The 24,417-nt window shown below is 36.7% G+C and carries 21 protein-coding genes; 7 read left to right on the top strand and 14 right to left on the bottom strand.

Annotated elements, in window-relative coordinates; translation table 11 throughout:
• Window positions 1-406: 406 nt before the first annotated feature.
• The 4 genes from IGI49_RS14390 to IGI49_RS14375 form a co-directional block, all read right to left on the bottom strand.
• Window positions 407-1,402 carry a choloylglycine hydrolase family protein gene (locus IGI49_RS14390; protein WP_429962247.1) on the bottom strand — a complete coding sequence of 332 codons (996 nt, stop codon included), beginning with the start codon at window positions 1,400-1,402 and terminating at the stop codon, window positions 407-409.
• Between the two features lie 365 nt (window positions 1,403-1,767).
• Complete coding sequence (locus IGI49_RS14385) at window positions 1,768-3,102, bottom strand: hypothetical protein (protein ID WP_429962246.1); 1,335 nt, start codon at window positions 3,100-3,102, stop codon at window positions 1,768-1,770.
• A gap of 473 nt (window positions 3,103-3,575) precedes the next feature.
• Window positions 3,576-3,983 carry a hypothetical protein gene (locus tag IGI49_RS14380; RefSeq protein ID WP_429962245.1) on the bottom strand — a complete coding sequence of 136 codons (408 nt, stop codon included), beginning with the start codon at window positions 3,981-3,983 and terminating at the stop codon, window positions 3,576-3,578.
• 541 nt (window positions 3,984-4,524) lie between these two features.
• Window positions 4,525-5,133, bottom strand: coding sequence for a hypothetical protein (locus tag IGI49_RS14375; protein ID WP_429962244.1), 609 nt, complete (start codon window positions 5,131-5,133; stop codon window positions 4,525-4,527).
• 100 nt (window positions 5,134-5,233) lie between these two features.
• Here IGI49_RS14375 and IGI49_RS14370 point away from each other — a divergent pair, with 100 nt between their 5' ends.
• Window positions 5,234-5,806, top strand: coding sequence for a TetR/AcrR family transcriptional regulator (locus tag IGI49_RS14370; protein WP_429962243.1), 573 nt, complete (start codon window positions 5,234-5,236; stop codon window positions 5,804-5,806).
• A gap of 752 nt (window positions 5,807-6,558) precedes the next feature.
• On the opposite strand, the gene IGI49_RS14365 is transcribed toward IGI49_RS14370, so the two are convergent.
• The 5 genes from IGI49_RS14365 to IGI49_RS14345 all read right to left on the bottom strand — a co-directional run bounded on the left by IGI49_RS14365 (window position 6,559) and on the right by IGI49_RS14345 (window position 11,539).
• On the bottom strand, window positions 6,559-6,915 hold the full coding sequence (locus IGI49_RS14365) for a hypothetical protein (RefSeq protein WP_429962242.1): 357 nt from the start codon (window positions 6,913-6,915) through the stop codon (window positions 6,559-6,561).
• 118 nt (window positions 6,916-7,033) lie between these two features.
• Window positions 7,034-8,896 (bottom strand): ATP-dependent nuclease, encoded by a 1,863-nt coding sequence (locus IGI49_RS14360; RefSeq protein WP_429962241.1) that lies wholly within the window; start codon window positions 8,894-8,896, stop codon window positions 7,034-7,036.
• 5 nt (window positions 8,897-8,901) lie between these two features.
• Entirely contained in the window at window positions 8,902-9,987 is a 1,086-nt protein-coding gene (locus tag IGI49_RS14355; RefSeq protein ID WP_429962240.1) for a DNA cytosine methyltransferase, read from the bottom strand.
• Window positions 9,988-10,315: 328 nt separating this feature from the next.
• The gene (locus IGI49_RS14350; RefSeq protein ID WP_429962239.1) at window positions 10,316-10,714 is read right to left on the bottom strand and encodes a VOC family protein; all 399 of its coding nucleotides are present in this window, start codon (window positions 10,712-10,714) and stop codon (window positions 10,316-10,318) included.
• Window positions 10,715-11,539: a helix-turn-helix domain-containing protein gene (locus IGI49_RS14345; protein ID WP_429962238.1), complete on the bottom strand. Its 825-nt coding sequence runs from the start codon at window positions 11,537-11,539 to the stop codon at window positions 10,715-10,717. It abuts the gene before it with no gap.
• Between the two features lie 193 nt (window positions 11,540-11,732).
• Between IGI49_RS14345 and IGI49_RS14340 the strand changes: the two genes are divergently transcribed.
• The 3 genes from IGI49_RS14340 to IGI49_RS14330 all read left to right on the top strand — a co-directional run bounded on the left by IGI49_RS14340 (window position 11,733) and on the right by IGI49_RS14330 (window position 14,381).
• On the top strand, window positions 11,733-12,965 hold the full coding sequence (locus IGI49_RS14340) for a replication initiation factor domain-containing protein (protein WP_429962237.1): 1,233 nt from the start codon (window positions 11,733-11,735) through the stop codon (window positions 12,963-12,965).
• Window positions 12,966-13,054: 89 nt separating this feature from the next.
• Window positions 13,055-13,237: a DNA-binding protein gene (locus IGI49_RS14335; RefSeq protein WP_429964925.1), complete on the top strand. Its 183-nt coding sequence runs from the start codon at window positions 13,055-13,057 to the stop codon at window positions 13,235-13,237.
• A 97-nt stretch (window positions 13,238-13,334) separates the two neighbouring features.
• Complete coding sequence (locus tag IGI49_RS14330; protein ID WP_429962236.1) at window positions 13,335-14,381, top strand: tyrosine-type recombinase/integrase; 1,047 nt, start codon at window positions 13,335-13,337, stop codon at window positions 14,379-14,381.
• A gap of 56 nt (window positions 14,382-14,437) precedes the next feature.
• Here IGI49_RS14330 and rpsI read toward each other — a convergent pair whose 3' ends face one another.
• Complete coding sequence (rpsI, locus tag IGI49_RS14325) at window positions 14,438-14,830, bottom strand: 30S ribosomal protein S9 (protein WP_207671589.1); 393 nt, start codon at window positions 14,828-14,830, stop codon at window positions 14,438-14,440.
• Between the two features lie 15 nt (window positions 14,831-14,845).
• Window positions 14,846-15,292 carry a 50S ribosomal protein L13 gene (rplM, locus tag IGI49_RS14320; protein WP_342662608.1) on the bottom strand — a complete coding sequence of 149 codons (447 nt, stop codon included), beginning with the start codon at window positions 15,290-15,292 and terminating at the stop codon, window positions 14,846-14,848.
• Between the two features lie 313 nt (window positions 15,293-15,605).
• Here rplM and IGI49_RS14315 point away from each other — a divergent pair, with 313 nt between their 5' ends.
• Window positions 15,606-16,814: an argininosuccinate synthase gene (locus IGI49_RS14315; protein ID WP_429962235.1), complete on the top strand. Its 1,209-nt coding sequence runs from the start codon at window positions 15,606-15,608 to the stop codon at window positions 16,812-16,814.
• A 327-nt stretch (window positions 16,815-17,141) separates the two neighbouring features.
• Window positions 17,142-18,518, top strand: coding sequence for an argininosuccinate lyase (gene argH / locus IGI49_RS14310; protein WP_429962234.1), 1,377 nt, complete (start codon window positions 17,142-17,144; stop codon window positions 18,516-18,518).
• A gap of 63 nt (window positions 18,519-18,581) precedes the next feature.
• Here argH and IGI49_RS14305 read toward each other — a convergent pair whose 3' ends face one another.
• On the bottom strand, window positions 18,582-19,049 hold the full coding sequence (locus IGI49_RS14305; RefSeq protein ID WP_429962233.1) for a Dps family protein: 468 nt from the start codon (window positions 19,047-19,049) through the stop codon (window positions 18,582-18,584).
• Window positions 19,050-19,169: 120 nt separating this feature from the next.
• On the opposite strand from IGI49_RS14305, the gene IGI49_RS14300 reads away from it, so the two are divergent.
• Complete coding sequence (locus tag IGI49_RS14300) at window positions 19,170-19,862, top strand: prepilin peptidase (protein ID WP_429962232.1); 693 nt, start codon at window positions 19,170-19,172, stop codon at window positions 19,860-19,862.
• 23 nt (window positions 19,863-19,885) lie between these two features.
• On the opposite strand, the gene msrA is transcribed toward IGI49_RS14300, so the two are convergent.
• Complete coding sequence (msrA, locus tag IGI49_RS14295; RefSeq protein ID WP_429962231.1) at window positions 19,886-20,407, bottom strand: peptide-methionine (S)-S-oxide reductase MsrA; 522 nt, start codon at window positions 20,405-20,407, stop codon at window positions 19,886-19,888.
• 304 nt (window positions 20,408-20,711) lie between these two features.
• Complete coding sequence (rpoC, locus tag IGI49_RS14290; RefSeq protein WP_429962230.1) at window positions 20,712-24,365, bottom strand: DNA-directed RNA polymerase subunit beta'; 3,654 nt, start codon at window positions 24,363-24,365, stop codon at window positions 20,712-20,714.
• Between the last annotated feature and the right edge of the window lie 52 nt (window positions 24,366-24,417).

The following is a 24,417-nucleotide window of genomic DNA, read 5'->3' as shown; positions in this document are numbered from 1 at the left end:
TGTTTTAAAAACACTTATTCTGTTCGCTCTTTTTTAATAGAGGAAACATGGTAGCTTTTTTTACGACAATAAAAGGAAGTAATGAAGGACAACCCAAAGCTGCAGTCCGCTAATACTGAGTGCAATTACTCTATTTTGACCTTACAAACAAAAAAGACACTTTCCAGTGCCTTTAACCTTCTGTATAAACAAATTAATGGTTTAAAAATCTCATGCTATGTCTGTAGGCATTTCGAGGTCATAACTAAATATGATCTATTCAATAGCTGACATTGATTACAAATCCTAAAAAAGTTTTACCTCTGTTCCTCGATCTAGACAAAAATAGGTGAATATCTCTTACCTAATTCAATTTGGTATTTAAAACAGTCCCTGCATCTATATAAAACATTTCAAATAGATTAAACTATTTTTCTGAAACAATGTTCATGTCTTGCTCAGATAACACTTTAAACTCTGCTGGTTCAGTCAAATGATCAAGTAATGTATCAGTCAATTCAATCTTTTGAATTCGATTATTTTCATAATTAGAAAAATAATAGGTACGACTTTCACTGCACATGGCTGCTACATATTGGGTATAGTCAGCATCACCATCTCTTTGAATGACTACACCCTTTGGTATCCTAACAGTGTTTAGAACATGCCAACAGTTGGATACAGCTTGTTCCTCACCCGCAGCCTTTTCAATTGCATACTTGAAAAACACAGCACGTACAAAACGAGAAGGAGGGGTAAAATCTCCAGGTAGACCAATTGATCCTGATCCTTGCCCAAAAGGATGAATTTCTCGATTCGCCACATGCTTATTTTCTACTTGCTCCGGAGCTATGTTGACATAGTTATTTAAATTCTTGAGATGCCAATTTAATTCAGGACTATTTGTCATAACTCCGACTGGATTTTCTTGAATTTTCAAATTTAAGTCAGTTGGTTCAATCACTACAGAACGACCAGTGGTATCTGTCAGAATCCAATGTAACGGAGTCACTATACCTAATAACGGAACATCAGCTTCTACAATACAAATATTATTGATGTTTTTTTCTAGTTCAGCAATATTTTTGTATTCAGTCAAAATTAATAAAGGTATTTCATGTGGTGCAACAGACACTTTTCCTTCAATAGCCACTTTACTATAGTTAACTTCATCCGGAAAATACAAAGATGCACAGCTTAGCCCATGTTCATTTACACCATCTGCAAAAAAATATTGCCCTAACTTTCTGCCTGCCCCAACAAATCCATATTTTCCAACTCTGACAGTTCTTTCAAAATCACTTTGCCATTTATAATTTCTAGGGCACACAACTGGGTTGCCTTCTAATTCAAATCCAAAATCCATCGTTCTCGCTAAGAAATGTTTTTTTTCGGTTGACTCGCTTGTAAAACTAGTACACATAATAATTCCTCCTACATTTAAAAAAAGAGACTTAGCAACTCATTTATTCATTTTTCAAAATAAATATTTTACGTTCTATACGGTATCTAATGATCATTCTCAAAACCTTATGTTTTCTTTTTAAATCGACTGACACTGATGATACTATTCTATTTGCCAGCACGAAATTGAACAAAACAATACGTCGGTACTAGTTCTTACTAAACTAGTACACTATCCAACCCCTTAGAGTGAAAAAAAACATTACATAAAGTAAATCAGAAAATATTTTTACCAATACTCACATCTGAGCTACTTTCTATTGTACGTGACGCACAATAGACAATTTCCCCCGAAAAATAATCCTCACTTTTCGATTTCACCATCTAAGTAACTGCCCCTCCATGCTTAGAGACAGTTAAAATAATTTCTGTTGAATACTGAATTTGCTCATACATTAATTCCATTTCAGGCTTTATGTACTCACGATGTACTTGAAATAAGAATTCAGGCATAGTAATCATTGATACATTAGGAATATTCCGTTTAAAAATCGGCATTCCTTCACCAAAATAAGGAGTTTCATTAGCATCTAAAAATTGAATAATATCTTTTGTTTGGCTTTTTTTTAAAATTTCAGAAACGATTACTTGTTGGTGTTGATTAGAAGTATATAAGTAATTCGTTTCCGGGGAGTCAGTTTGAATATATTCATTTTTGCTATTATCATATGATGCTAAACACCCCAAATGTTCTAACGTTAAAGAAAAGATAGCTTTCAAATGTCCTTCTTTTCCATCCCATAATTCTGGAAATTTATCCAGCCAACGACCGGTTGCTTTGTTTTTAGGTCCACCAATTTGGTCTTGTTGAAAGTGTCCGCTGACAAACGAAAAGACGAGTGTTTGCGGCAATTCAATGCCATTTTTTTTGAAAAAAGATAGCATACTCAATAGGGCAATTGGACCATTTTCTTCAATTGCATTAGGACCGTCAGTATGCGTTGTGATTAGTATAGACTCTTTTTTTTCTGACGAAGTTCCTGGTATTGTTACGTAAAAGGTTTCAGTCGGGCTGTCTAATGCATACGTCCCTGTCAAACATAAAGTAACAGGTTCTTTTTTAGTCAATTTCTTCAAAACTTGCTTATTTGCTGCAGATATCCAGACTGCCGGTATATCTAGGTATGCATTCGTAAATGGTAATACTTCATTTTCTGTTAATTCAGAACTGACTTCATCCCAAACAAATATAACTCCCGCTGCTCCTTTCTCCTTGGCTTTCTTAATAAGTGACAGAGCCATTCTTGAAGCAATAAGTGGATGGCTTATCACTCGGTCTAACAACTCAATTTCCCCATCCTTGCGCATCGAAATATCAAAAACAACAATTTTATCAGATATATCTTGAGTAAATGTCCTGTCCAAAAAAACAATGTCCTTTGTAATGCCTGCCTCTGGTGTTAATCCTGAATAAGGAAAGTATCCACTTACCTCAATACTCTCTCCCGCAACATATACGTTATATTTTTCAGGCTCCCAATAGTTAAAATAATGCGTTTCTGATACCGGACTAAAGCCAAGATCATTAATTTCATTTTTTAACCACGAAATAAATTGTTGGTGGCCTTTACTACCAGTCAATCTCGGAGGGAAATTATTTAAAGTATTTTGCCATTCAATCAGCTTTTGATAATTGTCACTTGTCCAACTCGCATTCATTTCTAAATAACTCCTATTTATCTTCTTAATTTCCAACAGATGCATCATAAAATTTTACAGATTTCTACTAACTATAAATACCCTGTCTAAAAAAATTAAAAGCTGCTATTGCTATTAAAAGGATAGCTGCTCCTTCTAGAAAAAATTTAGCCATTGAATCTTTTTCATTCAATCAATTTTTTACAGTCTTACTACAATTCAAAGGAATAGGGTGTTTAAATTACCAAATTTTATCTGTCCTTTTCGTTTTACTAACGTTAATTAAGTACATTATCCTTCACTTAATTCCATTAGCTGACCTATTGTTTATTTTACGTAGTTATTTCGTTAGTTACTTATTGACAAAGAACCTAAACTATTCTCCCGCAAATATTTAAAAACGCCTAAGCCCTTAGTTTTCGTTCCAGGCTTAGGTGTTTGTTTATCATTAAACTCTCTAGAAAATTCCTCTTATCCTGTCAAAATATTTTCATTTATTTCTGTTCTAATTTTTCAGCTTTTTTAAGAATTTTTTTGGCTTCGTGTAAGGCTTTTTGTTGTTCTAAATAACTCTTAGCTTTACCATCAGTTTCATTCATGTTTGTCAAAGTTTGATCTAATTTGTTAAACTCCTCATCAATTTCTTGAGCGAGAGTCAATTCGTCTTCCGTTGCATAAACTACTTCGTCAACATCTCTTGTAACCTCTTTATCTACTAATTTCGCTACTTTTTTTGCTTTTCTGATAATGACTCTTATTTCATGGATAGCCTTTTCTTGTTCATAAAAATAGTTGATCTTGCTCTCTGTTTCGTCCATTTTTTCTAAAGTTAGCTCTAATTCATTTATCGTACGATTAATCTTAGTTAATACATTTACTTCTTTTTCTTCAATTTTTGACATTTTATTTTCCTTCTTTCAGTATTTATAGATGTTTTCCAATGACCAGCTTATACGTATCAATCTATCCAAATAATTATTAAGTTTGGCATACTCATCAACCTTATGTAGCAAATCTGGTTGCCTAAGACCAAACATAACAAAATCAAATGGCTTACTCTTGGTAAATTTAGCCGCCTCCGTAGTTCTCACAACTCTTAGAAGAGACATGTTATTACCTATTTTCTGTTGTTGAGTCTCTTGAATTGTCTTATTTAACCGAGAATCTTCAACTGATTTAATGGGGATTTTATTACAATCAATTATCACTGTACTTGTTTGTCTTTCTCTAAAGTCAATTGATCCATTGTTCTGCTTCTAGTTTGCCAATTTCAACTACTAAATTACTTCAATTTTTTTCATAATCGATTGTGCTTGAACTTACTCCCCTGCTCTGACAATAATTTTAGCAACTACAAAGTAAACGTCTTTTCGTTGCCATTATTGACGCGCTTATAAACTACTAAGTCATTCTTTATTAGTCATGTTGATTGCTCCTTTTCATTTATTTTGATGGTTTTAAATGTTTCAATCTATCAACCAGTTCCTGTTGCTTCGCTTCTGCCATAGCTTTCCACTTAGCCTTTTTTTCTTTTTTCATTTGAGCATGAGCTTCTTTGGCTAAATGTTTTTCAAGTTCTTGATTTTCATAGATTTCTGTTTGAACATCAACATAACTTTTTCTAATAATTCTTACTGCACCATTTTTCATTAATTGATGGTCCAATAGCTCAGTATTAGTCTCGTCAATAATGCTAATCAAAGCCAATTTATCTGCTTCTAATTCTTTTCCTACTTGCTTTAAAATACTTTGGTTGTCATCCAGTTCGTCCAAATCAAAACCAGAACCAATTGTCATACCCAAACCACTTCCTAAAAGGATACCAACAGGTCCACCTAAGATACCAATTAACCCACCTATTAATCCGCCAGTCGCCCAATTCTCTTCGTATTGACTTAAGTCAAAGCCATCTTTTATTTCTAATGACTTACCTGTATTCTTAATAATTCCAGCTGCAATAATACCTAGTGATTGACTGTCCTGTTTCAATTCAGATAGACTTTCGTAGGTTTGACTCTCTTCATTAAAGATTGCAATTACTACATTTTTCATTGTTGCCACGTCCTTAAAATTAGTATTGGTTCCTTGTATGCTTTATAGTACAATATGACTAGACAAAAAAGAATGTACAAAAAGGGGCTATGGTGTAAATTTGGACACACACGATAAACTGTACACAAATCATTCGTATAATTTAAACGAAAAGCAAACTAACAGTCATAAGCATTTAGTAAGGGCCCTCTACACATTAGTAAGTAAACACTCTTTTGACAGTATTTCTGTTAAGGATATTTGCAAAGAAGCAGGTGTTAGCCGCTCCAATTTTTACAATCATTTTGAAGATAAATATCATTTATTATTGTTTTATCTTAAAACTCTCCATCTGGATCTCCAAAGTAAATTAGACTTTACTGAAACCCATATGATCTTTGATGAATTTTTAATCCATATTTATACACACCGTGAGTTTTTCCGTTCCTTGATTTCGTATCAAAATGGCAGTGAATTACGCCGCCTTTTGGAGAGCTCCCTTTATGAAAATATCAAAAATTTTCTATGGAAAAAAACTACATTAGCTGACCAGCAAACTGAAAGTTCTTTAACGGTCCATGCCGTATTTTTAACAGGTGGCATCAGCTGCACTATCCAGTGGTGGGTTCTAAATGATTTTCCAACCTCTCTTCAAGAGATGAGTCAAATGATTAATAAATTTGTCACCCATTAAAAGAAAAAAACATAAAGGTTCAGAGCCAATTAATTTTGCTCAGATCCTTTATGTTTTTTTGCACTAGAAAATTTTTGCATGGAACTTCAAATAATGACATACAACTTATTTTACGTTAAGCTCATTCAATGAATACACCTGGAATGGAACTATTTTCCGATAAGGCTTTCTCTGCGTTAGGAGAAATACCTCAAATAAATTATTTCTCTTCTATATCTAAAGAATCTCCTTCCTCTTTTGATCGTCTCTCTGAAACTACAGCTTCGTTAAACACATTGGATTTTCAGGAGCTACCATAAAGTATTTTTACATTTGACATGCAAGAATACTGGGGAATCGATAGTAATACAAAAAAGACACCTTCCAAAAAATGGAAAGTGCCTTGAAATCTTTGATATAACAAAGATTAACGTTTTGAGAAGAGACAAACGTAAATTTTAAGATTCTCAATCTATTGGAATCCTTTTATATCAAGGATTCAGCAGTATTAATGTTACATCAAAGTCGATAAAAAAGGATTCCGATAGACAGTATTTGAACCAATTTGAACCACGATAGATGGTAGTTGAATACGATTTTTTAGTTAACTTAAACTTGACTCACTACAAATATTAAGTGATAAAACCACCACAAAGCTTAATAAAATTCAATAGACAAGATCACGAGTATATCTCGAATCTCTACTTTTTAGTTAAGATAAAAATTCATGTAAATTTCAAAATCTATTTTCGCACAGAAAATAGCAATCATACTTAAAAATCATTGATCGCATCTGTCATAATTTGTAGGAAGTAGTCTTTCTCTGATACTTCTTCAAAACAATATAAAACCAATGATTTTCTTACATAATTGGCGTGATCACGTAAAAGTTTTGAATTCAACAGAAATCCTTTAGCTTTTGCAAATAGACCAGCAAAACGCATAACTGTTCGAGTATTTCCTTCTCTAAACGGATGAATTATCCATAGCCATACAATCAAATCTGAGAATAACGGAATCGTATACTCTAAACTAATCTCGAACCATTCTACTTGATTTAAATCATCAATTATTGTTTCAAGGTAAAGTTGAATTGATGAAATTTCACCATTCGTTAAATACATGCTCACCCAGAACAGCTTCTTTCTTATAGATATCTATTGTACTAATTTGCCTCGCCCACTCATATAGATTATCTTATGAAAAATTAAGCGCTGTAAAATATGACGAGAAAAATACAGTTTAAATTCACTCAAAAGATATTTTGTTAAGCAGTTCCGTAATGCATTTGTAAAGATCATTTTCCTTATTCATACATCCAACACATCTTTTTTGCTCATAAAAAATATCATCAGAAGATACTTCCTCTTTATCTAATGCTCTTTTAGCTTTATCAACAAAATAGAGCTTTCCATTTTCATCTTTTGAAAAATCATATTCCGACTCAACAATTTCTATCAAGGCAATTTCGGGTGTCGCCGTCGGTAAAAATAAAACATTCGAATTCCAATATTTTAAATAATCAAACTTCATTTGAATCAATTCATCTTCGTTTACTTTCCCAACACTTCCAGAAGGATTGAACTTTATCCTATTTCCAGATAATTTATCTATTAATGGTTGCAATTTATTGTAGTGCCCTTTGGGTATTAAATCTAAATCTATTTTTCTCGTTTCTTCATCAATCCATTCGATAGGCAGTATATCTCTTTCTATCTCTTCAATAGGGTGATACTGATCACCATCGAGTAAATAGTAAGTATCTTTCTGATGTTGAAGCGATGAATTAACAATATTTTTATTGATAATCGTACTTGCTCCACCTGGTAGAAATTCTACACTAACATTGTCACGAATATGCTGACTTCCACATTTTTCAATGACATGCTCAACAATCCACTTAGTTAATTTATCTTCGACAAAGATAGTCTTTTCAGCATCAATTTGCTCGCCTAGACCATAAAAAGCTTCTTGATATTCTATATCTTCTATAATATCAACTTCATCATTTTTAATTGCCATCAATTTTATAGCCTTTTTAGGAAAACTTTTAACTATATGCGTTGAATGAGTCGTTATAACCATCTGATGTTTTTTCTTTAAAGTTTGTTCTAATAAAAATTTTTTTAACCCGTAAATAGCGCTTGGATGTAAAGATATTTCAGGTTCATCAATCAATATTAGTGATTTTTCTTTAGCATGGTATATATCATTGACTAACAGTATGACCCTTGACTCTCCAGTACCAGCAAATGCTTCAGAATATTCTTGAGCATTCTTTTTCATCCATATTGTTTTAGAAGCTTTATTACCACCTGATTTTGTATAAAAACTATGTGTTATTATTCGAATTTCAGAATATTCTTCTCCCATTATATTGCTGATGATTTTACAAACAGCATCTGAAACTACTTCGTTTTTTTCCACTCTTTCTGTTCCATAATAACTATAGCTTTCTGCACCAGATTCAATCACATCTGCTAGTTTAGTTGAACGCTGCCTTATAAAGTCTTGCTTTTTTTGTTGAGTATCCGTCTTTTGAAAATCAAAATGATAAAAAAACAGGTCATAGGCTGAAACATACTCTTTACAATCACAATAAACTATGTTCTTTTTTATTGGGTCCCACCTTGTTATTGCTCTATTATTAGCTTTTTTAAGTTCCTTTTTGTTAGTTGGTTCCATCCCATACTGTTTTTTTGGTCTCGCAGGCTCCCAATAATCTGGATCTCCACTTTTTTTAATACGTGTCTTTAAAACTTCCACTACTCTGTCAACTTTATCAGGCTTATAACCATAAACAAAGCAGTGCCTATCAATAGATTTTTTCGCTTCTTCAATCTTATCAACATTTGTACTAAACCAATACTCTCCGACACTTGTCCCATGAGGTGCACCATAAAGGGCTTGCAAAATAGAGGTCTTATTGCACCCATTTTTACCAACTAAAACAGTAACTGGAAAGTCAAAATTAATACGCGTATCTTTAACCAGAGCCTTATACTTAGGAAACCTAATATGATTTATATATGGTTGATACGACTTAGGTTGTTTACTATAGCTGTTCTCAATTTTTCCAATCAACTCAACAATTTCATCTTCTATTTTCATTGCAACTATTCTCCTTTTAACAATTCGAACAAGTCGCTAAAATAGTTCCCGCTTGCTCTAGCTAAATTTACAGGCACAGCATTTCCAATTTGTTTCGCTAAATCACCTTTATTACCTGAAAAAATATAATCATCATCAAAAGACTGTAATCTAGCAGCTTCTCGTGCACTCAAAGCTCTATCTTGAAAAGGGTGTCCAAATCTTCCTTTTGAAAAAGTCATACACCCACCAGTAATTGTTATTGCAGGTTTAGTAATGTCTAAAATACCATAAACATCCCCATGTCCACTGGTGTTTTTATGGCAATTCAAGCTTAAATTCTCAGGTAAAGCCTTCCGACTTCCTCCATGTTCTCTAATATACCTCATACGTTGAATGTTCAAATCAGAAAGATTATTTGTGATATGATTATAGACCCCTTCTCCTTCGTATTCCATACCTGCTTCAATAGCTGGCAAGCCCAAAATAACATCTGCTGATAACCATAAAGGAAGTCTTTCACCATCTTGACAATGGGTAGGAGTTGGGAGACTTAGATTTCTCTTTTTTCGTTCCAATTTTTTCGATATATCTTTTCTCACTCCATGTAAAACTAAGCGTTTTCTACTTTGAGGAACACCGTAATCAGCTGAATTTAGGACGTCATATACTATCTCATATTTTTTAGATATCTCTTTTTTGAATTTATTAAAAATCTCCTTACCAATACCTCTAGTCATTCCAGCAACATTTTCCATCAACAAAAATTCTGGGTTCAAATCGTTAACACATCTTACGAATTCAAAGATTAGTTGATTTCTCTCATCATTAAATCCATTTTTTCTAATACTAGAGAATCCTTGACAAGGCGGACATGCTACTAAAAGTAACTTATCCTCTGGCTGCTTCATTAATTTTTTAATAAAAAGGCTGCTTGGTATCTCTCTTATGTCTTCACAGAAAACTTCAACTTCAGGATTATTATTTTTATATGTTTGCACAGCGACTTCATCAAGTTCAACTGCCAATTTAACTTTTACACCAGCCTTTTTTAGTCCAGCCGTAGTACCTCCTGCCCCACTGAACAAATCTATAGCAACTAAATTTCCCATAATCAATCTCCTTGATTCCTGAACGGTTTTAATAAACCTTATTTTATCATAAATTCCGAATCTATATTGAAGTAGTCATTTTCTTAAAAACTTACACTATTGATAATCTTCTGCTACTAGGCAATCACCACGAAGGGTTTCGCCCCAAGGCGAACTACCCTTTGTGGTGATTTTGCCTATTGCATAGCGGCGCAGCCGCTATGCATGCTTTTAAGCCCCTGATTCTAACAGGGGGCTAGCTATAAACTGAAATAAGTTGAAAATACCCGATTCAGCCCAATACATCAATGTTTTTCATGTCACTTTAGTTTGCTTTTTGTCACATTTTCTAAAAACTCTTCTTGTCACGTATTTCAACAATTGTTCCTTCTGGAGCTGACATTTTACAAAGATTTCCCCCAGCAACTTGATAGATGACATTACCATTTTTGCGTTTAAATCTATCTTCTTCAATCTCTATTTCGTTTATAAATTTTTGCACATCTCTAACCCATAGACAAAAATGGACAATCCCAACACTTTTTTCAGTGTTTATACTGTCACTAAGATGCGTTTTTCCTGTTTGTAATTCAATATAAAAATCTCCTAATTGCAACCATGAGTTATGGCTTCGACCATGAAAATCTCTGCTTTCATTTTCTAGAACAAAGCCTAATTTTTGATAAAAGGATAAAGATTGTTTGTAATCATTGGTTTGGATACAAATATGATGAAATATCGGTCCCATTTACCTATCCTCCCACTTTAGATACAAGAGCATTTTCTCAGTTTCCTTTATAAATGGATCATAGACAATTGTTTGGTCTGGTCGCCCATTTTTTTCAAAAATCTTTGTAGAATCATCGTAAATGTACTCCATTATATTTAAATCTTTTTTCTGTTTAAAGATTCCGTAATATACAATTACTGATTTCTTTAACTCGATACCTAATAAAGAAAATTGACGTGCGTAGTAATCAATGCTTAATTGTGTTTTCAGTGCAGGCCAATCATAATATAATTCTTCTTGACGTTCCGCAAATGTATAAGGCAAATAGTGAATGCGATGCAGCTCCTTTTCTACATAAACATAGAAAACAGGTTTCTCTATCCCCTTATCATTTACCAAAGCAAGATATAAATTATCAGAACCTATCATAGCTGTATAGGTTAAGTAAGTGCTCTCCTGCTCAACTAGCGTATCTGAATTTAAAATTCCTTGAAGAAACTCAATGATTGACATTTCATCGTATAAATCAATTTTACGTTGTTTTAAAAAAGTAATAATTTGTTTAATAATCAGCGGATTTAATTGCACTCGAAAATATTCTATCCCTATTTTTGAAATAAATTCTTCAGGTAACCCATAAAGGATTTCGTTTGCAGTAGTTTTACCTAAAAGGGCAATTTTCTTTAACTTATCTCCTTTAGGTAAATTAATTCCGCGTTCCCAATTGTTAACGGTCGTTTTGGGAGAATTGCTAACTAACTCTCCAAATTGCGACATACTGTATCCTAAATTCGTTCTTATTAATCGTATTCTTTTCCCTACTTCAACAGTATCCGGCTTCATTACCTTATCACCTCAAACTTTTAAACTACTCATATCATACCAAATAAGCCTAAAAACGGCAATGCAAAAATACTTATTTTAGTACTTAAAAATCTTGACAAGGCTGCAGATATATTTTATTATGTATTTGTACTTATTTAAGTACTTATCGGTTCTTTGAAAACTTAATACATGAAGAGGTGCTATAAATGGAATGACTCTAGAAAAAATAGGAAAATCAATCAAAGAAACTCGCGAACAAAAGGGTTGGACGCAACAAATATTAGCAGACAAAGTTGGTATTTCTCGTTCCTTACTTTCCAAATTTGAAAATGGCAATAGGAATTTATCAGAAAAGAAAATCAAACAAATTCTGGATTGTCTGCTCAGCGAGAAAGATAATGCTGGTTTAGAAGGGATCATCGATTATTTAACAATTCATTTTTTCTCTAACGATCACGAATTATTAGTCAAAGAAGTTTTAGGAGTCAGCATGAGACATATGGTCTACCATGAATCTGCTACTTTAGGTTACACTGGTCGTTTTAACTTATTAAAAGCCATTGATATCCGTATTTCTGACGATCCTGTCAAAGGAACTCTGTTTGAACTAAAAGGAACAGGTTGTCAATATTTATCGGGATGGTTAAGAGCAAGTAAAGAAACTTGGAATGATTTTTTTAAGAAAGTTTTAGAGTACGGTGGGAACTTTACTCGAGTTGATTTAGCATTAAATGATCGTACAGGGATTTTAGACATTCCTACATTAGCGAAAAAAATCAAAAAAGAGGAATACGAATCTACCTTTCGAATTGGGGATATTTATGAATCAAAGGATTTTGCTAATCGTGACTCTCACGGAGTAACCCTTTATTTCGGTTCACGAAAAAGCATGTTGTATTTTTGCTTCTATCAAAAGAATTATGAGCAGCGGCGAAAAAAGAACATTCCTTTAGAAGAATCCTCTATCATTAATCGGTATGAGTTACGAACTAGACACGAAAAAGCAGATAAACTCGTACAACAACTTTTAAAGGCAGACAAAATAGACCCAGTAATTTTCGCGTTAATCAACCACTCCATTTGTTTTTACGATCGAAAACCAAGTCAACCTAACGCAGAAGTTGATAAAAAGTGGCAAAATTTTATCGGAAATCATGGTGAACTTACTCTTACTCTAAACAGCAACCCAATGAGCTTAGAAAAAAGTTTTCATTGGTTACTAAAAAGCGTTTCGCCTACTATGAAACTTCTCAAAGAGTTCGGAGCTATTTTTCATGTAAATTTGATTGAATTAATTATGGAAATAGCAGATTTAAATGAAGAGGGGGAAAAAATTCTAGCTAACGCGAAGGAAAATCCAGAATGGTTCAAGGGAGAGATCAAGTACTACAAAAGAACAATACAAAGAAAACTAGAAGAAAAAGCAGAGCATCGCAAACAATGATGCTTACAATACTCCACCCTAGACAAGTTGAGTATAGCATATTGTGTGGTGTAAGCCAAAAAGATGAAAGGACCCATATATTGCAAGATATGACTTATGAACTTCCTTATTTACTTACTAGAGAACAAGCTTCAAAATTTCTTGGAATTGATCCGAAATCATTCGATAAATATATTCGAGCAAGCGATGATTTGGAACGTTTCATGATTGGAAGACAAGAACGTTATACCATTTCTTCTCTATCCAAATTCGTTAAAACTCATTCTATTTAAATAGTTGATGGTTGCTAGATTGCTTGTTGCTGTATACAATTGACTTTGTATTCAACTAGCATCTATCAACCATCTTTCTTGAAAGGAATTGATAGACTTGCCTAGTATTGTAAAAAGAGGAAAAAAATTTAGAGCGCAAATTTCGCTTTATAAACACGGCCAACATAAAAAACTGACTAAAACCTTTGATTCGAAAAAAGAAGCGACGCGTTGGGCTTTAGAAAATGAACTAGAGAAAGGAAATGGAAAACAGTTAGCAGAACGTACAACTACATTTGCTGATTTCTTTGAGAATTGGATGTATGTTATCAAGAAAAATGATGTGAAAGAGACAACTTTCCAAAACTATCAGCGTACATCTAAGATTGTAAAGAAACTGTTTGAGGATATTCAACTGAAGGATTTGAATGATATTGTTGTTCAAAGAAAGATTGATGAATACGCAAAAACACACTCTCGTAAGACTACTCATGAAGTATTGCTGAAAATCAAAACGGCCTTACGTGATGCTTACGCGCGTGGCTATCTCGCTACAGATTTTGCTAGTTTAATTAAAACACGGGGAAAAGTTTTAGACAAGCGCAATAGAGCTTTGTCTATTACTGAATTAAAAAAGCTACGGACTTATGTTATTGAAAATCCAGATAATGAATTTAATGTACTTGTGCTGCTAGCTTTAGAAACTGGGATGCGCCGTGGGGAGCTTTTTGGCATTCGACCAGAGAATGTTTTCAAATACGGTATTGAGGTTCGGCGATCTATAAGTCCTACTTCTGAGGATACTTCATTAAAGACAAAAAACTCTAAGCGAGATGTCTCCATCAACAAGGAGGTCTATGAAATTTTACTGGCCATTCCTGTTAAAGAGAATGGCTACTATTTCGATCCTAACGGCTTTAATCAATCTGCTAAACTAGCACAATTGTTAAAGAAGATAGATATTCCTAAAACGACTTTTCATGGTCTACGAGATACTCACGCTTCATTTCTATTCTCTCAAGATATTGATATTGCCTATGTGTCAAAGCGCTTAGGTCACGTTAATATCCAAACAACGCAAAATTACTATCTTGAATTGATGCCAGAAAAAAAGCACCAGCAAGATGCCGATGCTTTAGACTTGTTAAATTCTTTGTCGCGTTGATTTGAACCAACTTGAACCAAAAAACTCTTGTAAACGTTGATACAATAAGGAATTGATTAACGTTTTGAGAACTGTGAAGCTTTACGAGCTTTCTTAAGACCTGGTTTCTTACGTTCAACCATACGTGAATCACGAGTAAGCAATCCAGCGCGTTTTAATGGAAGACGGAAGTCAGGATCAACTTCTAGTAACGCACGAGCGATACCATGACGGATAGCGCCTGATTGTCCAGCGTAGCCTCCGCCGTCTACATTTACGAATACATCGTATGAACCTGTTGTTTCAGTTACGCCAAATGGTTGGTTGATAACTAAACGTAGGTCAGCATGTGGAATATATTCTTCAACGTCTTTTTTATTTACAGTAATTTTACCAGTTCCTGGTACTAAACGTACGCGAGCAACTGCATTTTTACGACGGCCTGTGCCGTTATATTGTACTTGTGCCAATGAATTTCCCTCCTGTTAAATTAAGTTTGTGATATCTAAAACTTCTGGTTGTTGCGCTTCATGTGGATGAGTAGCTTCACCATAAACGTGAAGTTTCATGCCTTGTTTGCGTCCTAGAGTGTTCTTAGGCAGCATCCCTTTAACAGAAGTTTCAATCAAACGGCGAGAATTTTTAGCACGTAATTCGCCTGCAGAGACTGATTTCAATCCGCCTGGGTACATTGAGTGACGGTAGTACATCTTGTCTGAAGCCTTATTACCTGTTAATTTCACCTTGTCAGCATTAATTACGATTACAAAATCTCCAGTATCTACATGTGGTGTGAATGTTGGTTTATTTTTACCACGTAAGATAGAAGCAACTACAGTTGAAAGACGTCCCATAGGAACATCGGTTGCGTCTACTACGTACCATTTACGTTCTACTTCGCCTGGCTTAGCCATATATGTTGTGCGCACGATTTCTTCCTCCAATTTCAATTTCGAATGTTTGACAAACACTTGAGTTTCCGGGGCTCTCGTGGGGCAAACAATACCATTTACCATAATACTTCCTAATGCCCGTCCTGTCAACGTTTTTCTGTTGTCTTTACAATTTTTTTCCAATCTTTTTCTTCATTTACTATACAAACTTTTCTGAACAAAAATGCATAAAAAGACAGTATTACAAAATATTTTTGTATAAATATTTAAAAAGTGCTTGATTTTTGTATTTTATGATGCTAAGATAACTTCAACACAAAATTAGATTTCAATGAAAAAGGGAGTTTTCAGGATGAAAGAAAAAGTAATTTTAGCTTATTCAGGTGGTTTAGACACTTCAGTTTCTATCAAATGGTTAGTTGACGAAGGCTACGATGTAGTGGCTTGTTGTTTGGATATTGGTGAAGGCAGAGATACTGAATTCATCAAAAACAAAGCCTTGCAGGTAGGTGCTTCTGCCTCTTATGCGATTGATGCCAGAGAAGAATTCGCACAAGATTTCGTTTTAGTCGCATTGCAAGGAAATACTTACTATGAAAATTCTTATCCATTGGTTTCGGCTCTCTCTCGTCCTTTAATTTCGAAAAAATTGGTTGAGCTGGCTCACCAAACAGGAGCTACTACGATCGCTCATGGCTGTACCGGTAAAGGAAACGATCAAGTACGTTTTGAAGTTTCAATCGCAGCACTTGATCCGAACTTAAAAATCATCGCTCCAGTTCGGGAATGGAAATGGTCACGGGAAGAAGAAATCAATTATGCAGCGGAAAAAGGCGTGCCGATTCCAGCTGACTTGGACAATCCTTACTCTATCGACCAAAACTTATGGGGTCGGGCTTGTGAGTGCGGAATCCTAGAAGATCCTTGGGCAACACCGCCAAAAGGTGCTTACGACATCACAGCTGAACTAGAAGAAACACCTGACGTTGCGACAATTATGGAAATCAGCTTTGAAAAAGGCGTGCCCGTTGCTTTAGACGGCGAAGAAATGCTGTTGTCAGATTTGATCATGAATCTGAATGCCGAAGCTGGCAAACATGGGATTGGCCGGATCGACCATATTGAGAACCGTTTAGTCGGGATCAAATCACGGGAAGTCTACGAATGTCCAGCCGCAACGGTATTAATGGCTGCCCATAAAGAACTGGAAGATTTGACTTTTGTCCGGGAAATGGCGCATTTTAAACCAATTATCGAGCAAAAATTAGGTCAAATGATTTACGATGGTTTATGGTTCAACCCAATCATGGATGCCTTGAAAGCTTTCTTGGCTGAATCACAAAAAGTGGTAAACGGTGTTCTACGGGTAAAATTATTTAAAGGCAATGTCATTGTTGAAGGACGGAAGTCTACCAACAGCTTATATAATGAAAACTTGGCGACTTATACCTCTGCGGATACCTTTGATCAAGATGCGGCAATCGGCTTCATTAAATTATGGGGACTACCAACTAAGGTAAACGCTGAAGTACAAGCAAGCACTAAACAACCTAGTTTATAAGAACTTGCAAGGTGAACCTGATGTGAGACAGCTTTTACTTGCCGGTAAATAAGGCTGTCCGGTTCACATCTTGCCATTGCTCTTAGGTGAGTTTCTTTTCCTGTAAAGGAAATAAGGAAACCAGCAGTGTGTTTCATCCTGAGGTATCTGAGAAGATGCCTCCTCCCAAGCAATCAAGACCGTTTCTGCGGTCTTTGGCTTCATGAACTGGCCTTCTAGTTCATGAAGCTTTTTTGAATAAAAATGTAAAAAGTCTGTTTTCATTTAGACCGAAAGCAGCTAGTCTAATAGATAGCAGGAATTTTATCAGGAAGCGGAGGAACAATTATGGCAAAGCTTTGGGGCGGTCGTTTTGATGGCAAAAATGAAGCGTGGATCGATGCATTTGGTGCATCCATTCCTTTTGATCAGCAATTAGCGAAACAGGATATTACGGGAAGTTTGGCTCACGTCAAAATGTTAGGTAAAACTGGCATCATTTCTGAGGAAGATGCGGCAGCTATTACTGCTGGCTTGCATACTTTAGCTGAAAAATTAGCCAAAAATGAATTAGTTTTCACGATTGAAAACGAAGATATCCACTTAAACTTGGAGAAAATGCTTCACGATGAAATTGGTCCTGTAGCCGGCAAACTGCATACAGCCCGCAGCCGGAATGACCAGGTAGCAACCGATATGCATTTATATCTGAAAGAACATGTACAAGGCATCGTTGAAAAGATTACGGACTTCCGTGAAGTTTTAGTAGCTAAAGCCGAAGAACATACTGAAACGATTATGCCAGGTTATACTCACCTGCAGCATGCTCAGCCAATTTCTTTCGGACATCACTTGATGGCTTATTACAATATGCTTACCCGAGATCAGGAACGTTTAGAAGAGAGCTTGAAACGGATTGACTTATCCCCTTTAGGCTGTGCAGCTTTAGCTGGTACAACCTTTCCAATTGATCGTCAAATGACAGCTGATGAATTGGACTTTGGCGGGATTTACAGTAATAGCTTGGATGGAGTCAGTGACCGCGACTTCATTTTAGAATTTCTAAGCAACAGTTCAATTTTAATGATGCATTTGTCTCGTTTCTGTGAAGAAATCATTTTGTGGTGCAGTCATGAATTTAAATTCGTGGAACTGACGGATACCTTTTCTACTGGCAGCTCAATTATGCCGCAAAAGAAAAACCCTGACATGGCAGAATTAATTCGCGGCAAGTCGGGACGTGTGATTGGCGATTTAGTCGGCCTATTAACCGTTATGAAGGGGTTGCCGTTGGCTTATAACAAAGATCTGCAGGAAGATAAGGAAGGCATGTTTGATACCGTTCATACCGTAGCTACCAGCCTAGAGATTATGACCGGCATGGTAGACACCATGAAGGTTCACACTAAAACCATGCACGATGCTACAGAAAAAGATTTTTCCAATGCCACTGAATTGGCTGATTACCTGGCAACTAAAGGCATTCCTTTCCGTCAAGCCCACGAAATTGTTGGCAAGCTGGTTTTAAGCTGTACCCAACAAGGGATTTACCTGCAGGATGTTCCGTTGAATGAATACCAGGCGATCTCGGAATTAATCAAGGAGGATATTTACGATACTTTAGCCTCTAAAACCGCCGTGGTTCGCCGGACTTCATTAGGCGGTACCAGTTTTGAACAGGTAGAGTGGCAGGTCCAAGAAGCAAAGAAAGCATTAAATAGATAAGAATAAAAAAGGAAAAACCTGAGCAGCCGTCAATATTCTGACAACCGCTCAGGTTTTTTCTAATTATGCATCAATTTCGGGTGCTTTGCCTAATTTCGCTTGCAGCATCCAAATTTTCTTTTCTACATCTGTCTTGTATTCAATGAAGATATCTTGTGTACAATCGTCGCCTTCTTCACCAGTTACATCGATTCCTTTTTGGTAAAGATCTGCCAAGTAACGATAGCCTTTAACTAAATTTTCCATCCGTTCAGGAATTGTACGGTCCCAACGACCTTTTTCATCTTCAATTCCAGTGTGTTCTGCCCATTCGCTTAAAGTTGAAAAAGGAGAACCATCCAAAGTAATCAGGCGTTCTGAAATGACATCCAATTGATCATTGATTTCATCCATGTAGTCATCCATTAATGGGTGCAGCGTTAAAAATTCAGGTCCGCGCATGTACCAGTGTGTTTGATGAATAACTACTGAAAATTGACTAAGATCCGCTACCAGTTGATTCAATACTTCTTTTGTTTTTTCAAATTTCATAAGTGCATTCCTCCTAAAGTTTGTCTCAATAAAAGCATAGTACACTTTGACCAAAAGTACAAAGAATTCGATAATTTTTTTTGTATTTTGCGTATCTTTCTTTAAAGGAGGATTTTCGTTATGCAATTTCTTTTGTTTCTACTCGGTACGATCGTTGGTTCGTTTCTTTGTTTGATTGCTGATCGCCTGCCTAAACACCAATCTATACTCTACCCTGGCTCCCATTGCACTTTTTGCGGTCAGCCCTTGCGACCACAAGAATTGATTCCGGTCTTTTCGATTATTCTGCAAGATTTTCGTTGTTCAGATTGCCAGCACAAGCTGTCTCTTCGTTATTTGTTTTGCGAAGTATTCACCGGCTGCCTCTTTGTGCTCTTTCTTCCAGAACTAAGCTGGAAAAACGGCTGGCTGCTCTTTTGGTTGTTAAGCAGCTATGTATTGGCAATGATTGATTACGATACGTTCTTAATAGAGGGGAGGATTTTAATTTTCAGCGGTTGTTCCCTCATTATCGGTGCCCTTTTTCTTGGTTGGCCGCTGCACTGGACTTATCCCCTCATTATGATTGCCGGTTTTTACCTGCTGCAAAAGCTGCTGCCAAACAGTATGGGAAGCGGAGATCTATGGATTATTGCCTTGTGGAGTCTATTTTTGCAAATTGATGAATTATTGATGGTTTTAATAATAGCTTCTGGCAGCGGAATTCTTTTTTACGCTGTGCAGCGGCTGCGCGAAAAAGTTTTGGTGGAAATTCCTTTTGTACCTTTTCTCTTCTTTGCTCTTTTAGTATTGCTGCTCCTGAAAAAAGCCTAGAACAATTTGCTCTAGGCTTCCTTCTATCTCCAATTTTTGCGAATAAATCCAGCACGGCCGGACCCTTCACTGTACATCTTGTAATGCAATTTATTCTTCTTATAGTAATCTTGGTGATAATCTTCGGCTGGATAGAAGGTTTTGGCTGGCTCAATCGAAGTTACGATTGGTTTGTCAAAATGTCCACTTGCCTGCAAACGTTCCTTTGAACGTTCAGCAACTGCTTTTTGCTCAGGAGAATTGTAAAAGATGACCGGGCGATAGGAATCTCCTCGATCAGCAAATTGTCCAAAAGCGTCAGTTGGATCGGTCTGCTGCCAGTAAATTTCTACTAATTGTTCATAGGAAATCACATCAGGATCGAAGGTAATTTCTACGGCTTCAGTATGCCCTGTTAAGCCAGAGCCGACCTGTTCATAAGTTGGATTAGGTACATGTCCGCCGGTGTAACCAGAAACAACTGTTTTGATTCCTGGCATTTGATCAAACGGCTTCACCATACACCAAAAACAGCCACCTGCAAAAATTGCTTTTTCTTCTGCCATTGCATTCATCCCCTTTGACTCTATCATAGTCGCTTTTGCCTGAATTGAAACAAATTTGCTCATAAAAGGAAAGATTTCGTAAATATGTTCAACTATTTATTTTTGCTTTAACAAAAATATGAAAGTTAGACTGACAGCTAGCTCTTTTTAAGGGATTCATTTTCGTACGCATACCATCCAACTAAACCTTTCTATTCGATTATTTGTTATTAATCAGTAACTTCCTTCTATTTTACTATCACTGCCAAAAGTTGGAATGGCAAAAAAACCTGCTCAATAATAAATTGAGCAGGTCCTTAATCTTTTATCCTAATGGATTGTTCAAAGCATCTTCGGCAGCTAATTGTGCTTCAATATCAGAGATACTGTAGACATTTTCACTGGCCACAACGACTTCTTTTGGTTCCATATTGCGGTAACGAGCCATACCAGTACCGGCAGGAATAATCTTACCGATAATAACATTCTCTTTCAATCCAAGTAATGGATCTTTCTTACCGCGAATGGCAGCATCCGTCAAGACCCGGGTAGTTTCCTGGAATGACGCAGCTGACAAGAAGCTGTTCGTTTCTAGTGAAGCTTTGGTAATACCAAGCAAGACTGGACGAGATGTCGCAGGTGAGCCACCAGCTACTAAAGTATTGTAGTTACGGTCTTTAAAGTCGGCAATATCCAATAATGTACCTGGTAAGATATCTGAGTCACCTGGGTCCATTACGCGGACTTTACGCAACATTTGACGAACCATTACTTCGATATGTTTATCACCGATTTCTACCCCTTGCATCCGGTATACTCGTTGTACTTCACGCAACAGGTAAGTTTCAACGGAGATTACGTCACGCACTTGTAATAAGTGTTTCGGATCAATTGAACCTTCTGTTAGTGGTGCACCACGGTGAACAATGTCTCCTTCTACAACTTTCATACGAGAAGTATAAGGAATAGTATATGTCCGAGTATCGGTTTCACCTTTGACTGTTACTTCTTTCGAACGGGTGGCAGCATCTTCAACGATTTCAGATACTTCACCAGTTACCTCAGTAATAACCGCCAAACCTTTTGGATTACGTGCTTCAAAAATTTCTTGGACACGAGGAAGACCTTGAGTAATATCGTCTCCAGCAACCCCGCCGGTATGGAACGTACGCATGGTCAACTGAGTACCGGGTTCACCGATTGATTGGGCAGCGATGGTACCAACTGCTTCACCGACTTCAACGTCATCACCAGTAGCCAAGTTGCGGCCGTAGCAATGTTTACATACCCCATGTTTTGTATTACATGTAAAGACTGAACGGATGGTTACTGTTTCAACACCAGCATCAAGCAAACGTTTTGCATCTGCTTCAGTGATCAGCGTATCGCCACCCATTAAGATTTCGTTCGTTTCAGGATGTCTCACCGTTTTTTGCGTATAACGTCCAACTAAACGTTCTTCCAGTGATTCAATAATTTCATTACCTTCACGAATCGCAGAAATTTCCAAGCCTCGGTCAGTTCCACAGTCGTCTTCACGAACGATAACATCTTGAGCAACGTCAACCAAACGACGAGTCAGGTAACCTGAATCGGCTGTTTTCAAGGCAGTATCGGTCATCCCTTTACGAGCACCGTGAGTAGAGATAAACATTTCCAAGACAGACAAACCTTCACGGAAGTTTGAAATAATCGGCAATTCCATGATTTGTCCATTCGGAGCGGCCATCAATCCACGCATACCAGCAAGCTGAGTAAAGTTGGAGATGTTACCACGGGCACCAGAATCAGACATCATGAAGATCGGGTTTTTCGCGTCTAATGATTCCATCAGTTTTTGTTGGATGGCATCTTTAGCTGCGTTCCAAACACCAATTACGCGTTCATAACGTTCATCATCGGTAATCAAACCTCGACGGAATTGTTTGGTAATGACACCGACTTGCTCGTGAGCTGCATCGATGATTTCTTGTTTTTCAGCCAAGGCCATGATGTCGGCTATCCCAACAGTCATACCCGCCATGGTTGAATGCTTGTATCCTAAATCCTTCATACGGTCCAACATCATGGATGTATCGGTTACTTTGAAACGCTTGAAGACTTCAGAAATAATGTTTCCTAGGTTTTTCTTCTTGAACGGTAAAATGATTTCTTGTTCCTTGATGATCGAAGGAATATCAGAACCTCTTTCGACAAAGTATTTGTCAGGGGTATGCTGCGTCAAGTTGAAATCAGTTGGTTCATTCAAATATGGGAACTCCTGAGGCATGATATCATTGAAAATAATCTTACCAACAGTCGTAATCATTAGACGTTCCTTTTGCCATTCGGTAAATGGTTTGTCGCCTAAAGTATTTGGATCAACAGCTACACGAGAATGTAAATGCACATAGCCATTACGCCATGCCAAAACAGCTTCGTTCATGTCGCGGAAAATCATGCCTTCCCCTTCACGGCCGTCTTCTTCCATAGTCAGGTAATAGTTACCCAAGACCATATCCTGAGATGGTGTAACAACTGGTTTACCATCTTTTGGATTCAAAATATGAGTTGCAGCCAGCATCAGCATACGTGCTTCTGCTTGTGCTTCTTCACCTAATGGTAAATGCACCGCCATTTGGTCTCCATCGAAATCGGCATTGTAGGCTTCACACACAAGTGGGTGAAGACGAATTGCCCGACCTTCAACCAAGATTGGTTCAAAGGCTTGGATACCAAGTCTATGCAAAGTAGGCGCCCGGTTCAGCAGAACAGGATGTTCACGAATAACTTCTTCTAAGATATCCCAAACAACATCTTCTTGGCGTTCAATTTTACGTTTTGCATTTTTGATGTTTGAAGCAATTTCCCGTTGTACCAACTCTTTCATTACGAAAGGCTTGAACAATTCGATTGCCATTTCTTTTGGTAAACCACATTGATACATCTTCAAGAACGGTCCAACAACGATAACTGAACGTGCAGAGTAGTCAACCCGTTTACCCAGCAAGTTTTGACGGAAACGACCTTGTTTCCCCTTCAACATGTGAGAAAGAGATTTCAATGGTCGGTTACCTGGTCCAGTAACTGGACGGCCGCGACGACCATTATCGATCAACGCATCCACTGCCTCTTGCAGCATCCGTTTTTCATTTTGAACAATGATATTGGGCGCATTCAAGTCTAATAGACGTTTTAACCGATTATTACGGTTGATTACCCGACGGTATAAGTCATTTAAGTCAGAAGTCGCAAAACGACCACCTTCTAATTGAACCATTGGACGCAAATCTGGCGGGATAACTGGAATAACATCCATAACCATCCAGCTTGGTCGGTTACCAGAAGAACGGAAAGCTTCCAATACGTCTAAACGACGGATAGCACGAGTCCGTTTTTGTCCTTGAGCAGTCTTCAATTCTTCTTTTAGTTCGGCAGATTCGCCTTCTAAATCAACTTGGTCTAACAGTTGTTTGATCGCTTCTGCACCCATGGCAGCGTGGAATTCTTGACCGTATTGATCACGCTTTTCACGGTATTCACGTTCTGTTAGTAGTTGCTTTCTTTCCAAGCTTGTATTACCAGGTTCAATAACTACGTAAGAAGCAAAGTAGATAATTTCTTCCAAGGCACGAGGACTCATGTCTAAAATAAGACCCATACGAGAAGGAATACCTTTGAAATACCAAATGTGTGTCACAGGAGCAGCTAATTCGATGTGTCCCATGCGTTCACGACGAACTTTTGAGCGAGTAACTTCTACACCACAACGGTCACAAACGATGCCTTTATAACGAATACGTTTGTACTTTCCGCAGGCACATTCCCAGTCTTTGGTAGGACCAAAGATCCGTTCATCAAATAACCCTTCGCGTTCTGGCTTTAAGGTACGGTAATTAATGGTTTCCGGTTTTTTAACTTCACCGTAAGACCAGCTTCTGATTTTTTCGGGAGAAGCTAAACCTATTTGCATACTTTCGAACTTATTAACATCGATCAAAAGGGTTTCCCTCCATTTCTTATACTCCGCAAGCCATCTAAACCACTAGATG

Source organism: Enterococcus sp. AZ071 (genome assembly GCF_050499065.1).
Classification (GTDB): domain Bacteria; phylum Bacillota; class Bacilli; order Lactobacillales; family Enterococcaceae; genus Enterococcus_A; species Enterococcus_A ferrettii.
This window is presented reverse-complemented; position numbering and strand designations above follow the sequence as displayed.